Origin of the sequence: Streptomyces nanhaiensis (genome assembly GCF_046614825.1) — a bacterium.
Lineage (GTDB): Bacteria > Actinomycetota > Actinomycetes > Streptomycetales > Streptomycetaceae > Streptomyces > Streptomyces radiopugnans.
In genome coordinates this window covers 1-13,376 of sequence record NZ_JBKJFM010000074.1, presented here as the reverse complement: position 1 = coordinate 13,376, position 13,376 = coordinate 1, and the positions used below count along the sequence as shown (strand labels likewise).

The 13,376-nt window shown below is 73.4% G+C and carries 13 protein-coding genes and 1 tRNA gene; 7 read left to right on the top strand and 7 right to left on the bottom strand.

What is annotated here, in order from left to right; translation table 11 throughout:
- The first annotated feature begins 84 nt into the window (after positions 1-84).
- From rph to rdgB, 3 genes are all read left to right on the top strand, one after another.
- Positions 85-828 carry a ribonuclease PH gene (gene rph, locus ACLIYP_RS17230; RefSeq protein WP_412714019.1) on the top strand — a complete coding sequence of 248 codons (744 nt, stop codon included), beginning with the start codon at positions 85-87 and terminating at the stop codon, positions 826-828.
- Positions 829-995: 167 nt separating this feature from the next.
- Positions 996-1,376 (top strand): hypothetical protein, encoded by a 381-nt coding sequence (locus ACLIYP_RS17225; RefSeq protein WP_412714018.1) that lies wholly within the window; start codon positions 996-998, stop codon positions 1,374-1,376.
- Positions 1,377-1,477: 101 nt separating this feature from the next.
- Complete coding sequence (gene rdgB, locus ACLIYP_RS17220; RefSeq protein WP_412714017.1) at positions 1,478-2,083, top strand: RdgB/HAM1 family non-canonical purine NTP pyrophosphatase; 606 nt, start codon at positions 1,478-1,480, stop codon at positions 2,081-2,083.
- Positions 2,084-2,141: 58 nt separating this feature from the next.
- On the opposite strand, the gene ACLIYP_RS17215 is transcribed toward rdgB, so the two are convergent.
- The 4 genes from ACLIYP_RS17215 to bcp form a co-directional block, all read right to left on the bottom strand.
- Positions 2,142-2,216 (bottom strand) — tRNA-Leu (locus ACLIYP_RS17215).
- 54 nt (positions 2,217-2,270) lie between these two features.
- A complete protein-coding gene (locus tag ACLIYP_RS17210; RefSeq protein WP_412714016.1) occupies positions 2,271-3,107 on the bottom strand; it encodes an HNH endonuclease signature motif containing protein in 837 nt (278 codons plus the stop codon).
- A gap of 9 nt (positions 3,108-3,116) precedes the next feature.
- Positions 3,117-3,746 (bottom strand): HNH endonuclease, encoded by a 630-nt coding sequence (locus ACLIYP_RS17205; RefSeq protein WP_412714015.1) that lies wholly within the window; start codon positions 3,744-3,746, stop codon positions 3,117-3,119.
- Between the two features lie 148 nt (positions 3,747-3,894).
- On the bottom strand, positions 3,895-4,362 hold the full coding sequence (gene bcp, locus ACLIYP_RS17200; protein WP_412714014.1) for a thioredoxin-dependent thiol peroxidase: 468 nt from the start codon (positions 4,360-4,362) through the stop codon (positions 3,895-3,897).
- Positions 4,363-4,557: 195 nt separating this feature from the next.
- Here bcp and ACLIYP_RS17195 point away from each other — a divergent pair, with 195 nt between their 5' ends.
- Positions 4,558-4,878 carry a DUF3618 domain-containing protein gene (locus ACLIYP_RS17195; protein WP_093654171.1) on the top strand — a complete coding sequence of 107 codons (321 nt, stop codon included), beginning with the start codon at positions 4,558-4,560 and terminating at the stop codon, positions 4,876-4,878.
- 76 nt (positions 4,879-4,954) lie between these two features.
- A complete protein-coding gene (locus ACLIYP_RS17190) occupies positions 4,955-5,257 on the top strand; it encodes a GroES family chaperonin (protein WP_093655608.1) in 303 nt (100 codons plus the stop codon).
- A 115-nt stretch (positions 5,258-5,372) separates the two neighbouring features.
- On the opposite strand, the gene ACLIYP_RS17185 is transcribed toward ACLIYP_RS17190, so the two are convergent.
- Together ACLIYP_RS17185 and ACLIYP_RS17180 are read right to left on the bottom strand one after the other, a co-directional pair.
- The gene (locus tag ACLIYP_RS17185) at positions 5,373-7,808 is read right to left on the bottom strand and encodes a transglycosylase domain-containing protein (RefSeq protein WP_412714013.1); all 2,436 of its coding nucleotides are present in this window, start codon (positions 7,806-7,808) and stop codon (positions 5,373-5,375) included.
- A gap of 418 nt (positions 7,809-8,226) precedes the next feature.
- Complete coding sequence (locus ACLIYP_RS17180; protein ID WP_412714012.1) at positions 8,227-9,537, bottom strand: SGNH/GDSL hydrolase family protein; 1,311 nt, start codon at positions 9,535-9,537, stop codon at positions 8,227-8,229.
- Positions 9,538-9,810: 273 nt separating this feature from the next.
- Here ACLIYP_RS17180 and ACLIYP_RS17175 point away from each other — a divergent pair, with 273 nt between their 5' ends.
- Complete coding sequence (locus tag ACLIYP_RS17175) at positions 9,811-11,196, top strand: DUF445 domain-containing protein (RefSeq protein WP_412714011.1); 1,386 nt, start codon at positions 9,811-9,813, stop codon at positions 11,194-11,196.
- A 58-nt stretch (positions 11,197-11,254) separates the two neighbouring features.
- Here the strand turns inward: ACLIYP_RS17175 and ACLIYP_RS17170 are convergent, their stop codons facing one another.
- Complete coding sequence (locus ACLIYP_RS17170; protein WP_412714010.1) at positions 11,255-12,343, bottom strand: Gfo/Idh/MocA family oxidoreductase; 1,089 nt, start codon at positions 12,341-12,343, stop codon at positions 11,255-11,257.
- 104 nt (positions 12,344-12,447) lie between these two features.
- Between ACLIYP_RS17170 and ACLIYP_RS17165 the strand changes: the two genes are divergently transcribed.
- Positions 12,448-13,376 (top strand): ROK family transcriptional regulator (locus ACLIYP_RS17165; RefSeq protein WP_412714032.1); only part of this gene is annotated, 929 nt, incomplete at its 3' end.

The window sequence follows — 13,376 nt, the reverse complement described above, 5'->3', positions numbered from 1 at the left end:
CCACCCCGGGGCGGCCCCCGCGCACCGGGCCACCAGGCCGTTCACCCCAACGGCCCTCCCGACCGTGGCACTAGGCTCGCACCCATGTCACGCATCGACGGCCGCACAGCCGAACAACTCCGACCCGTCACCATCGAACGCGGCTGGAGCAAGCACGCCGAGGGATCCGTCCTCATCTCCTTCGGCGACACCCGCGTCCTCTGCACCGCCAGCGTCACCGAAGGCGTACCCCGCTGGCGCAAGGGCAGCGGCGAGGGCTGGATCACCGCCGAGTACGCCATGCTCCCCCGCTCCACCAACACCCGCGGCGACCGCGAGTCCGTCCGCGGCAAGATCGGCGGACGCACCCACGAGATCTCACGCCTCATCGGCCGCTCCCTGCGCGCCGTGGTGGACCTCAAGGCCCTCGGCGAGAACACCGTCGTCCTCGACTGCGACGTCCTCCAGGCAGACGGCGGCACCCGCACCGCCGCCGTCACCGGCGCCTACGTCGCCCTCGCCGACGCCCTCGCCTGGGCCCGCGGCAGGAAACTCCTGCGGGCCAAGGCCCAGCCGCTGACCGGCACCGTCTCCGCCGTCAGCGTCGGCATCGTCGACGGCACCCCCCTCCTCGACCTCTGCTACGAGGAGGACGTCCGAGCCGAGACCGACATGAACGTCGTCTGCACCGGCGACGGCCGCTTCGTCGAAGTCCAGGGCACCGCCGAGGGAGTCCCCTTCGCCCGCACCGAACTCGACGCCCTCCTCGACCTCGCCGTCGCCGGCTGCGCCCAACTCGACGGCGCCCAGCGGCACGCACTGGACACGGACGCACTGCCTCCGGCCTGACCCCGCGCAACCCGCCCGCGCAACCCGCCCGGGCGGCGCCCCGGTGACGGCCGGTGAGAAGGCGGGCGGGGCGCGGAACTTTGCGAGCGCTTTACGCGTCCTACAGGGCACGGGCCGTACGGGTCGAGCCGTACGGCCCGTCCAGACACCAGGAGGACCACGACCCCATGCGCAGACGGACCACCCTCGCCGCCGCCCTCGCCCCCGTCGTCCTCACCCTCCCCCTGGCGGGCTGCAGCACCGTCCAGAACGCACTTGACTGCGCCAACACCGCCGTCGTCGTCGTGGACAGCGCCAACGCCCTCCAGCAGGCCGTCGCCGACGGCGTCGAGAACCCCGCCGAGGTGGACCGGTCCCTGGACCGCATCAACGAGAACCTCGACAAGATCATCGACAACACGGACAACGCCGACATCACCCGGGTCGCCGAGGACATGCAGAAGGCCGCCGACAACGTCCGCGAATCCGTCGAACAGGGCAGGACCCCGGACGTCGGCCCCCTCGCCGACGCGGCCGACGAACTGACCCAGGTCTGCACCCCCGGCTGACGGGCACCGGGCGGCGGGCCCAGGTCCCCGACGCCGGGCTCCGGCACCGGCGTCGGGCCCGCCCGGTGATTCCGGCCGCCGCAACGGGATAATCGGTCCCCATGAGCCAGCGCCTGATCCTCGCCACCCGCAACGCCCACAAGGTCCGAGAACTCGAGGCCATCCTCTCCGCCGCCGGACTGGACCTCACCCTGGTCGGCGCCGACGCCTACCCCGAGGTCCCGGACGTCAAGGAGACCGGCCTCACCTTCGCCGAGAACGCACTCCTCAAGGCCCGCACCCTGGCCAAGGCCACCGGAGTGCCCGCCGTCGCCGACGACTCCGGCCTGTGCGTCGACGTCCTGGGCGGAGCCCCCGGCATCTTCTCCGCCCGCTGGGCCGGACGCCACGGCGACGACAGGGCCAACCTCGACCTGCTCCTCGCCCAGCTCTCCGACATCGACGACCCCCACCGCACCGCGTACTTCGCCTGCGCGGCGGCCCTGGCCCTGCCCGACGGCACCGAGCGCGTCGTCGAGGGCCGCCTGCCGGGCACCCTCCGCCGCGAACCCGCCGGAGCCGGCGGCTTCGGCTACGACCCGATCCTCCAGCCCGAGGGCGAGACCCGCACCTGCGCGGAGCTGAGCCCGGAGGAGAAGAACGCCATCAGCCACCGCGGCCAGGCCTTCCGCGCCCTGGCCCCCGTGGTCCGGGAACTGCTGGGCTGAGACCGCGGGACAACGGCCCGCTCCCTTCGTTTCGAAGGGAGCGGGCCGTTGTCTCCTATGAGCCCGGTGGGACTCGAACCCACGACATACCGGACCTAAACCGGCACTCTCTAGCCAGCTGGAGTACGGGCTCGGGGCCTACTGTACTGGGTTCCGTACGGAGCGCTGTCACCTGCCCGACGAGGGTTCACCGTCCGGAGCCGTTGGCGAACGTCCGTGTCTGGCTGTGGCACGACGGGCAGAGGTACCGCAGGTTGCCGATCCGGTTGTCCAGACGATTGCCGTTGATGTGGTCGATCTCCAGGACCAGTTTTCGACCACGCCACAGGGGGCCGGTACCGCATTCGCGGCAGGCGTATGGAGTTCCCTTCTCTTGAAGCGCCCTGTGCAACAGGACACGTCTTGTCCGAGGCGCGCCGGGTTCGAGCCGCCGCAGGATCTCATCGGCGGGCTTACGTTGCGGTGACGGGCGGTTGCGGTGATGCGCCTGACCGGTGAAGTGGGACGTTGAGAGTCCGTACGCCTCGATAGCTCTTTTGACCCGGGTTCGCGAGGCACCGGAGACGGACAGGCCGAGAACGCGGATGACTTGGGCCAGACTGGAGGACTCCGAGACCGCGAGCCGGAGCGCTTGCCCGTCGATTGGGCTGTGGCGGTTGCCACGAGCCTCGGTGAAGTGCGAGGTGTCGATGCCGAAGTGCGCCAGCCTGCGCCGCAGATAACCCAACAGACCGCTGTAGGGCCTGACACCGAGGTACTCGGCCACCTCCTGAAGAGAGGATGAGCGCGAGGCCGCATCCTTCAGCACCGTTCTGGTGTAGTCGGTTCGAGGCTGCGGCGGCAGTGGCTCGTCCTTGAAGTGCGAGGTATCGATCTCGTATAGGGAGAGGCGGCTACGCAGATAGCGCAGCGAAACGGTGTTGAGCGGTTGTTCCATGCGACGCAGCATGTCCACGGGGCTTGAGGCCTCGGCGGCGATGGTCGTGAGCTTCTGCCGCGTGTATCCCCGGTGGCAGGAGGACATGATCCTCCCCTACCGGGCTGCAGCGCGCCGTTTGCGGCCACGGAACGTGTCAGTGACTGCATGGCAGTTGGGGCAGAGCAGTCGCAGATTCCCGGGGCGGTTGTCCCACCAGTCGCCATTGAGGTGGTCGACTTCCAGCCGCAGCGGTTTGCCTCTCCACTCGGGGCCGATGCCGCAGTCGGCGCATTTCTCGGGGACGCCCTGCCCTGTGAGCAGGCGGCGCAGCCGTTCCCCGGGGACACGTCCGCTTGCCGGGCTGCCCAGAACGAGCCGGTCACCGGGAGGACTCTTGGGGCGGCGTGGGCGCACGGCCGTGAAATGGGAGGTGTCGATGCCCAGCACGGCGATACGGCGGCCGATGTGCGCCTGGTTGCCGCCCACGGGAGCGATTCCCAGACGGCGGACCACTTCGGCGACGCTCGACGACTCACGGACCAGTTCGCGTAGTCGCCGCTCGGTGTGCCGCACCCCCTCCCGTTCGAGGTGGGAGGTGTCGATGCCCCACTGCTCCAGCAGGTCCCGGACATAGCACCTCCGGCCGCTGGTCGGAGCTCTGCCGAGACGGGTGATCGCCTCGGAGAGAGTGGCCGACGCATGGACGGCGTCGGCGAGTGATTCGCGAGTGTACTCGGCGGCCATGGCCCCTCCCCCTGTGAACCGTCCGCGCGTGGTCGTTCGGTCTTCCGTCGCGGACTCGCACTGGTCAACGAACGGCGCGCGGGGTGGTTACGCCGGCCGGGGGAGGAGCCCGGGGGCGGGTCCCCGGAGGCCCGGAGGCCCGGCGGGCTCAGAGGGAGAGGTCCCGGATGAGCTTGGCGACGTGGCCGGTGGCCTTGACGTTGTACAGCGCCCGCTCGACCTTCCCCTCCTCGTCGACGATCACCGTGGAGCGGATGACGCCGGTGACGGTCCTGCCGTAGAGCTTCTTCTCCCCGAAGGCGCCGTAGGCCTCGAGGACCTTCTTCTCCGGGTCGCCGACGAGGGTGACCCTCAGGTTCTCCTTCTCGCGGAACTTCGCGAGCTTCTCCGGCTTGTCGGGGGAGACGCCGATCACCTCGTAGCCCGCGCCGGCGAGGAGGTCGAGGTTGTCGGTGAAGTCGCAGGCCTGCTTGGTGCAGCCGGGGGTGAGGGCGGCGGGGTAGAAGTAGACGATCACCTTGCGTCCGGCGCGGTCGGCGAGCGAGACGGGGTTGCCGTCGGCGTCGGGCAGGGTGAAGGCCGGGGCGGTGTCGCCGGGTTGCAGTCGCTCGCTCATCGGTACTCCTCGGGCGGGGCTCGCGGTCCCGTGGTCGGGGCCGTTATCGGTTCGAAAGCCTAGCCACGGGGTGTGACTGGGGTGGCGGGGGGCACCGGAGGTGAGGGAACTGCCAGACTGTCCGGTAGCCGGGATCCCGGTACACGGCGGCCCGGGTGGGGCGGATGAGACGGATGAGACGACGGAGGCAGTGCGGTGTCGGAAGCCAGGACCCCCGCGGAGATCGAGGCGGAGATCGTCCGCAGGCGGCAGGAGCTCGCCGAGACGCTGGACGAGCTGGCGGTGCGGGTGCACCCGAAGACGATCGCCGACGGTGTGAAGGCGCGGGCGGCCTCGGCCGTGGACCGCACCGCGGGCCGGGCGTACGTCGCGGTCAACCACGCGCTGTCGGATGTGCGGGACCGCTTCACGGACGAGGAGGGCCGCCCCCGGGCGGCGCGGATCGTGCCGGTGGCCCTGGTGGCGGTGGGGGTGGCCGGGCTGCTGGTGGTGTCGTCCCGGCGCCGCCGCCGCTGAGCGGCGCGGAGACGGGCTGAGATACGGTTCTGCCGTGAGCTCCAAGACGTCCCACCACGACAAGCTGCCCATCCGGATGCTGCACGACCGGGTGCTGGTGCGTACCGACATTCCCGAGGGCGAGCGCCGCTCCTCCGGTGGCATCGTCATCCCCGCGACGGCCGCGGTCGGCCGCAGGCTGAACTGGGCCGAGGTGGTCGCCGTCGGGCAGAACGTGCGCACGGTGGAGCCGGGCGACCGCGTGCTGTTCGACCCGGCCGACCGGGCCGAGGTGGAGGTGCGCGGGGTCGCGTACGTGCTGATGCGCGAGCGTGACCTGCACGCGGTGGCGGCCGAGCGGCTGCAGGGGTCGGAGGACTCCACCGGGCTGTACCTGTAGGAGGGCGAAGGCCGCAGGAGCGGGCCCCGCGGGCGTACCGCGGGGCCCGCTCCTGCTGTCCGCTCCGGTCGTCCGTCGAGGGAAGCCGGTCCTTACGGCCGGCCCCGCGGGCGTTCTAGGGCCGGGGGGAGCCGGAGGCGCCGGGGGACTTCTGCGGGAGGGGCCCGGCGGACGCCCTGGCGGCGGGGGCCGGGGAGGAGGTGGCTCCGGCGGGGTTCTTGCCGTCGGCCGCTCCGGCGGAGGGCTTCGCCGGTTTCCCCGGCTGCTCGTCCGTCTTCTTCCCGCGGTCGCGGTCCCCGGTGTTCTTCCCGCCCTCCTCCCGCTTCTTCTCCCCGTCGTCCTTCCCCTGCGCCTTCCCGCCCTTCTGCGGGGTGCGTTCGCCATTGGCGCCGTCGTCCCCGGTGTCCCCGCCGCCACCTGTGTTCTCTGCGTCGTCCCGGCCGGGGGCGGAGGCGTCCGGGGTCTCCTCGGGGTCGTCCACCTGGGTGGGCTCCTCCTCGGGGGCGTCGGGGCCGTCGGACGGGTCGGAGGGGTCGGCGCTGCCGGAGGGGCTGGGGGAGGACTTGGGGAGCCGGTTCTTGCCGGGCTTGAGGTCGAAGTCCCTGGCGGGGGTGCCGCGCAGCGCCTCGGCGGTGTAGGCGGCCCAGATCCGGGCTGGGATGCCGCCGCCGTTGACGCGGGGGAGCCCGGCGGCGCCGTAGAGGGGTTTGTGGGCGCCTGTCTCGGGATTCTGGCCCATGACGGCGACGACGGTGGCGAGGTCGGGGGTGTAGCCGGCGAACCAGGCGGCCCGGTCCTCCTCGGCGGTTCCGGTCTTGCCGGCGGCGGGGCGTCCGGCGGCCTGGGCGGCGGTGGCGGTGCCGCTCTTGACGACGCCGCGCAGGACGGCGGTGGTGGCGTCGGCGGTGGAGCGGGAGACGGCCCGCAGGGTGGCCGGTTCGGGGACGCGGACGCGTTCGCCGCCGTGCCGGATCTCCTTGACGAGGCTGTGGTCGACGCGTTCGCCGTGGTTGGCGAGGGTGGCGTAGGCCTGGGCCATGTCGAGGGTGCTGGGGGTGGTGGTGCCCAGGGAGATGGAGCCCTGGGCCTCGGCCATGCCGGGGGTGGTGTCGGGGAGGCCGAGGCGGGCGGCGGTCTCCTTGACCCTGGCGGGGCCGACGTCCACGCCCATCTGGGCGAAGACGGCGTTGACGGACTTGTTCATGGCGGTGCTGACGGGGATGTCGCCGTAGTCGACCCGGTCCTCGTTCTCGGGTTTCCAGGTGGTGGGTCCGTCGGGGCCGACGACGGTGCGTCCGCTGTCGCCGTTGTAGGTGGTGCCGGGGCCGATGCGGTCGCCGTCGCGGGTCTTGGCGCGGTGTTCGAGGGCGGCGGCGTAGACGAAGGGCTTGAAGGTGGAGCCGGGCTGGTAGTCGCGGCGGGTGGCGTTGTTGACGAACTGCCGGGTGTAGTCGACGCCGCCGTACATGGCGACGACCTCGCCGGTTTCGGGGTCGATGGAGGTGCCGCCGGCGCGGACGTGGCGGTCGATCTCGCGTTCCTCGCTGAGCTGGGAGAGCAGTTCGCGCTCGACGGCCTTGACGAAGGCGTCCTGTTTGCGGCGGTCGATGGTGGTGGTGATGCGGAACCCGCCCTGGGCCAGGCGCTCCTCGCTGAGGATGTCGCGGGCGGCGAGGTGCTGTTTGACGGCTTCGACGATGTAGCCGCGCTGGCCGGACAGGCCGGTGGGGGGCTTGGCGGGGTCGGGCTGGGGGAACTTCGCGGCGGCGCGTTCGCGGGGGGTGAGCCAGCCTTCCTTCACCATGCCGTCGAGGACGTACTTCCAGCGGGCGACGGCGCGTTCCCTGTTCTCGGGGTGGGCGGCCACGTCGTAGAGGTTGGGGGAGTTGAGCAGGGCCGCGAGGTAGGCGCCCTCGGCGGTGGTCAGGTCGCCGGCGTCCTTGCCGTAGTAGGCCTGGGCGGCGGCCTGGACGCCGTAGGCGTGGCGGCCGAAGTAGCTGGTGTTGAGGTAGCCGGCGAGGATCTCGTCCTTGCCGGCCTCGCGGTCGAGTTTGAGTGCGATGAAGAACTCCTTGGTCTTGCGGGTCAGGGTCTGTTCCTGGCCCAGGTAGTAGTTCTTCACGTACTGCTGGGTGATGGTGGAGCCGGACTGCTTCCCCTCGCCCCGGAGCATGTTCCAGCCGGCGCGGGCCATGGCCACCACGTCGACGGCGGGCTGGTGGTAGAAGTCCCGGTCCTCGGCGGCCAGTACGGCGTGCCGGGTGCTCTCGGGGATGGTGTCGAGCTCGACGTTCTGGCGGTTGATGTCGCCGTCGCGGGCGAGCTGGCTGCCGTCGGAGTAGAGGTAGACGTTGTTCTGCGCGGCGGCCGCGGAGTTGGGTTCGGGGATCTCCACGAGCGTGTAGCCGGTGATCAGGGCGCCCGCGCCGGCCAGGAGGACCACCGCTGTGGCGGCCAGGAGTGTCCTCCAGGTGGGCAGCAGGCGCCGCGGGCCGGTGCGCCGCGGCCTGGGTTTCTGGTCGCCGTTGGGCTCCTCGGGCTCCTCGCTCATGACCGCAGGGCTCCTTGTCGGTATGGGACTTTCGTACCGTTTCCTGTGGATTGCCCCGTAGGACACTGTGGCATCATCCGCGCCGACGGGCGAGGCATGTTCACACCGCTGGCGGTGCGCGGCGGAGTGCGGCGGCACGAACGGGTGTGCGAACCGTTCGGCGGTCGGCCCGTCTGTGTCTGGCCGCCGGCGCCGCGGGGCCGGACGGGACCTCACGCTCCGCCATCACCCGGGAGGGTGCCGGAAAGCCGCCGCGAACCGGCCGCTAACCGGCCGGGATTCGCCGCCGCGGGCGGGGCCGGGGGCCGCCCGCCGGGCGCGGCCCCCGGGGACGCCGGGTTCGGCGCCCCCCGGGGGCCGGGGAAGGGGGCGGTGCGCGGACCGCAGAAGACCGGGATCCCGGAGCCGGGAGCCGGTGTCAGAGCCTGGCCGGCGAGGCGCCCTTGAGGAGGTTCAGGTCCAGGGCCCCGGCCATCGCGCGGAAGCCGCTGTCGCTGGGGTGCAGACGGTCGCCCGAGTCGTAGACGGGCAGCAGCCGCTGCGGGTTGGCCGGGTCGCGCAGGGCCGCGTCGAAGTCGACGACCGCGTCGAAGACGCCGCCGCGGCGGATCTGCTCGTTGACCTGCTGCCGTACGGCCTCCAGGCGCGCGTTGTGCTTGCGGTGCCCGCCGAACGGCGTCAGCGTCGCCCCGACCACCCGCAGTCCGTGCCGGTGGGCGCGCTGGGTGATCTGCTCCAGACCGTCCACGATCCTGCGGGGGTCGGTCTGGTGGGGCGTCTTGAGGATGTCGTTGATGCCGAGCTGGACGACCAGGACCCTGGCGCCGGTGCCGGAGAGCACGTCCCGTTCCAGCCGGTTCAGGGCGCTGGGCCCGTTCCTGGGGTCGGCCGGGGAGGCGTCGAGGAGGATCCGGTTTCCGCTGATGCCCTGGTTGAGGACGCTGTAGCGGGGGGCTCCGCGCTCGGTGCGCAGCCGGTCGGCGAGGAAGTCGGTCCAGCGGTGGTTGGCGCCGGGGCTGGAGGTGACGCCGTCGGTGATGGAGTCGCCGAGGGCCACGACGGCGGCCTCGGTCTCGTTCGTCCACACGTCCACGGCCGTCACGTGCCGCCAGTAGGCGGTCTGCTCGGTGTAGGGGACGCCGGTGGTGTCGGCGGCCCGGTCGCCGCGGGCCAGGTAGCTGGTCTGGCGCGCGTGGGGGTGGTGGGTGACGGCGCCGGAGCCGGTGGGGGAGTAGAGGGTGACCAGCAGGTCGGCGGCGGCGGGCACGTTCAGCCGCACCGCGTCGCTGGTGACGGCGGAGCCGGCCGGGATGGTCACCTCGTTCCGGTCGCCGAAGGTCAGCCTGCGCATGCTGCCGGGCGTGGCGGCGGGGCTGCTGGGCTCGGCGGCCAGGGCGAGGGTGGCGTGGGTGATGGTCAGCGGGCGGGTGCCGAAGAGGTTGGAGAACCGGACGCGGGCGGCGCTGCCGCCGACCGAGGTGTGCACCACGTTCCGCAGGGAGGCGTCCGGGTGGCCGTCCGGGGCGTTCGGCTCGGCGGAGGCGGGGGCGGCGGACCAGGTGCCCACCCAGGTCCCGGAGGATGCCGGCGCGGCGTTCTCCCCGCCCCGCGGGACGGCGGTGTCCGGGGCCGCGCCCCTGAGGCCGGCGCCGACGAACACGGCGCCGGAGACCAGGACCACGACGGCCGCGAGCCCTGCCAGCAGGGCGTATCCCATGTTCTTGCTCACGGGCGGCAGCCTCGCTCGTACACGGAAGAGTCCCCCCTCGGGCGGTGCGGGCCCAGGTGTGCGAAGTGATCGGCGGTTTCCCCATGATCCCACGGCGGCCGGCGTGGCCCCGCCGGGTGGACCCGCCTGTTACGTGATCGATGAAAGGACGTGAGGCGGCCGGGTGCCGCCGGCCGCCGTGTTCGCGGTGCGGGACGCGGGCGGCGCGTTCGGCGTTCCACCGCGGCCCCTTGCGACAATTGCGGTCGGGGACGGCGCGGACGGGTGGAGACGATGGAGCGGACGACGACGGACGGGAAGAACGCCGAGGGCTCCGGCAACGCCGGGAGCGGAGGCGGCAGCGGCGGGCGAGGGCGGCCGGCGGGCTCCAAGGCGCCGGCCGGGGCGGTGTTCGACCCGGTGGCCTTCACCGCTGCCGACGAGGAGAAGCGGCGCGGGGTGCGCCGGATGAAGGCCATCGCGACGGGGGCGCTGCTGCTGGCGGCACTGGTGTTCGCGCTGGCCACCTGGGCTGAGCGGTCGGGCGCGGGCGCATGGGCCGGTTATGTGGCCGCGGCGGCCGAGGCAGGCATGGTGGGCGCGCTGGCCGACTGGTTCGCGGTCACCGCGCTGTTCAAGCGGCCGATGGGGCTGCCGATCCCGCACACCGCGATCATCCCGAACAAGAAGGACCAACTGGGGCGCAGCCTCGGCGACTTCGTCGGCGACAACTTCCTGGCCGAGGAGGTGGTGCGGCGGAAGCTGCGCTCGGTGGGCATCGGCGGCAGGCTGGGCGCCTGGCTGGCCCGGCCTGCCAACGCCGACCGGGTGACGGCCGAGCTGTCCACCGCACTGCGCGGGGCGCTGGCCGTGCTGCGGGACAACGACGTGCAGGCGGTGGTGGGCGAGGCGATCACCCGGCGCGCCCACGCCCAGGAGATCGCGCCGGGCCTGGGCCGGATGCTGGCCCGGATCGTCGCCGACGGCGGCCACGCCCGGGTCGTGGACCTGGTGGTCTCACGGGCCCACGACTGGCTGGTGTGGCACAGCGACTCGGTGATGGACGCGGTGGCCGGCGGGGCTCCGGGGTGGACGCCGCGCTTCGTGGACCGCAAGGTCGGCGAGCGCGTATACCGGGAACTGCTGCGCTTCGTCTCGGAGATGCGGGACATGCCCGACCACCCGGCGCGCCAGGCGCTGGACCGCTTCCTGCGCGACTTCGCCGCCGACCTGCAGTCCGACGAGGAGACCCGGGCGCGGGTGGAGCGGCTGAAGTCGGAGATCCTGGACCGCGACGAGGTGCAGGAACTGATCGCCTCGGCCTGGTCGGCGGTGCGGGCCATGGTCGTGGCGGCGGCCGAGGACGAGCGCAGCCAGCTTCGGCTGCGGGTGCGCGCCTCGCTGCTGTCGCTGGGCGCGCGGCTGTCGGGGGACGGCGGGCTGCGGGGCAAGGTCGACGGCTGGATCGAGGGGGCGGCCGGGCACGTCGTCACCACCTACCGGCACGAGATCACCTCCCTGATCACCGAGACGGTCGAGAGCTGGGACGCCGAGCACACCTCCCGCAAGATCGAGGCGAACATCGGCCGCGATCTGCAGTTCATCCGGATCAACGGCACGGTGGTGGGCGCGCTGGCGGGGCTGGCGATCCACACCGTCGCCCACGCGCTGGGCGGCTGAGGCCGGGCCCGCCCCGGCCGCCGCCGCCCCGGACGGAGGGTGGGGCGGCGGTGGCCGGTCAGCCGAGCCGTACGGTGCGGCCCTCGGCCGCCGATGTGCGGGCCGCCTCCAGCACCCGCAGCGCCTCGGCCGCCTCCCGCGCGGTGACCGGGGGCTCGCCGCCCTCGCGCAGGGCGGTGGCGACGGCGGCGTAGTAGGCGGGGTAGTCGCCGGCGCGGGACGGCACGGGCCGTACGTCGTCGGCCGCGCCCAGGGTGCCCCAGGCGGACTCCGGCTCCGCGCCCCAGGGCTCGCCGGGCGCGGGGCGGGCGCCGGCGCGCAGGGCGTCCTCCTGCGGGTCGAGGCCGTACTTGACGTAGGCGGCCCGGCTGCCCAGCACCCGGAAGCGGGGGCCGAGGGCGGCGGCGGTGGAGCTGACCCACAGGTGGGAGCGGGTGCCCGAGGCGTGGTGGAGGGCGATGAAGGTGTCGTCGTCGGCCTCGGCGCCGGGGCGGCGCGCATCGGACTCGGCGTAGACGGAGGTCACCGGGCCGAAGAGGGTGAGCGCCTGGTCCACCACATGGCTGCCCAGGTCGTACAGCAGGCCGCCGAGCTCGGCGGGGTCGCCGGACTCGCGCCAGCCGCCCTTGAGGTTCGGGCGCCACCGCTCGAAGCGGGACTCGAAGCGCCACACCTCGCCCAGCGCGCCCTCGGCCAGCAGCTCGCGCAGGGTGAGGAAGTCGCCGTCCCAGCGGCGGTTCTGGAACACCGACAGCAGCAGTCCGCGGCGTTCGGCGAGGCCGGCCAGCGCCTCCGCCTCGGCGGCGCCGGCCGCCAGCGGTTTGTCGACGACGACGGCCAGCCCGGCCTCCAGCGCCCGGGTGGCCAGCTCGACGTGGGTGCGGTTGGGGGAGGCGACGACCACGAGGTCGAGCTCGTCGGCGCGCGCGAACAGCTCGTCGGCGCCGGCGGCGGTGCGCAGCCCCTCGCCGTGCTCGGCGCGGGCCTGCCGCTGCCGTTCGGGGGAGGAGGTGACGACGGTGTCCAGTACGAGGCCGTCGGTGGCGGCGATCATCGGCGCGTGGAAGACGGAGCCGGCCAGGCCGTAGCCGATCAGTCCGACGCGCAGAGGGTTGGGGACCGGGGAGGCGGGGGAGGCGGCGTTCATGGCGCCCACTTTGGCAACAGCGTTGCGGAAGTGCAAGCGGGCGCGAGAATGGAGCCGTGACCCCCCTCTCCCCCGGCTCTGTCTCCACCGTCTCCGCCGTCTCCGTGGCCGCCGCTCCGGCCGCCGCGAACCTGCCGGCCCTGCGCGGCCACAACGCCGCGCTCGTCCTGGACCTGCTGCGCGCGGCGGGCGAGACGGGCGCGAGCAGGTCCGAACTGGCCGAGGCCACGGGACTGACACCGCAGGCCGTCAGCAAGATCACCGCCCGGCTGCGGGACGCGGGCCTGGTGGCGCAGGCGGGGCACCGCCCCTCCACCGGAGGCAAACCGCGCACCCTGTGGCGCCTGGTGCGCGACGCGCGCCACGCGGTGGGCCTGCACCTGGACCGCGACGAGGTCATCGCCGTCCTGGTGGATCTGCTGGGCGGCGTGGTCGCCGCCCACCGGGCCCCCTTCGATCTGGGCGCGCCCTGCCGGGCGGCTGTGGACGCGGCGGCCGGCGCGGTGCGCGCACTGCCGGCCGGCTCCGGCCGCGGCGGCCGCCCGCTGGGCGTCGGGGTGGCGTGCCCGGGCCCGCTGGACCACCGCGCGGGAGTGCTGCGGCGGGTGACCGGATACCCCCACTGGGACGGCCACCCGCTGCGGGACGCGCTGTCCCGGCGGCTGGGGCTGCCCGTCGTGCTGGACAAGGACACCAACGCGGCGGCCCTCGGCCTCGCCCTGCGCGGCGGGGAGGGGGCCGGGGACGCGTCGTTCGCCTATCTGCACCTGGGCACCGGGCTGGGCGCCGGGCTCGTGCTGGACGGGGCGCTGTACCGGGGCAGGCGCACCGGGGCCGGCGAGTTCGGCCACCAGGTGGTGCAGCTCGACGGACCGGAGTGCGGCTGCGGCGACCGCGGCTGCCTGGAGGCGCTGTGCCTGGCTGCCGTCGCCCGGGGCGACGCCGCAGGGGCCGCCCGCGTCCTGGGCACCGGAGCGGCGGGGCTGGCCGGGCTGCTGGACGTCGACCGCGTGGTGCTCGGCGGCCGGACGGT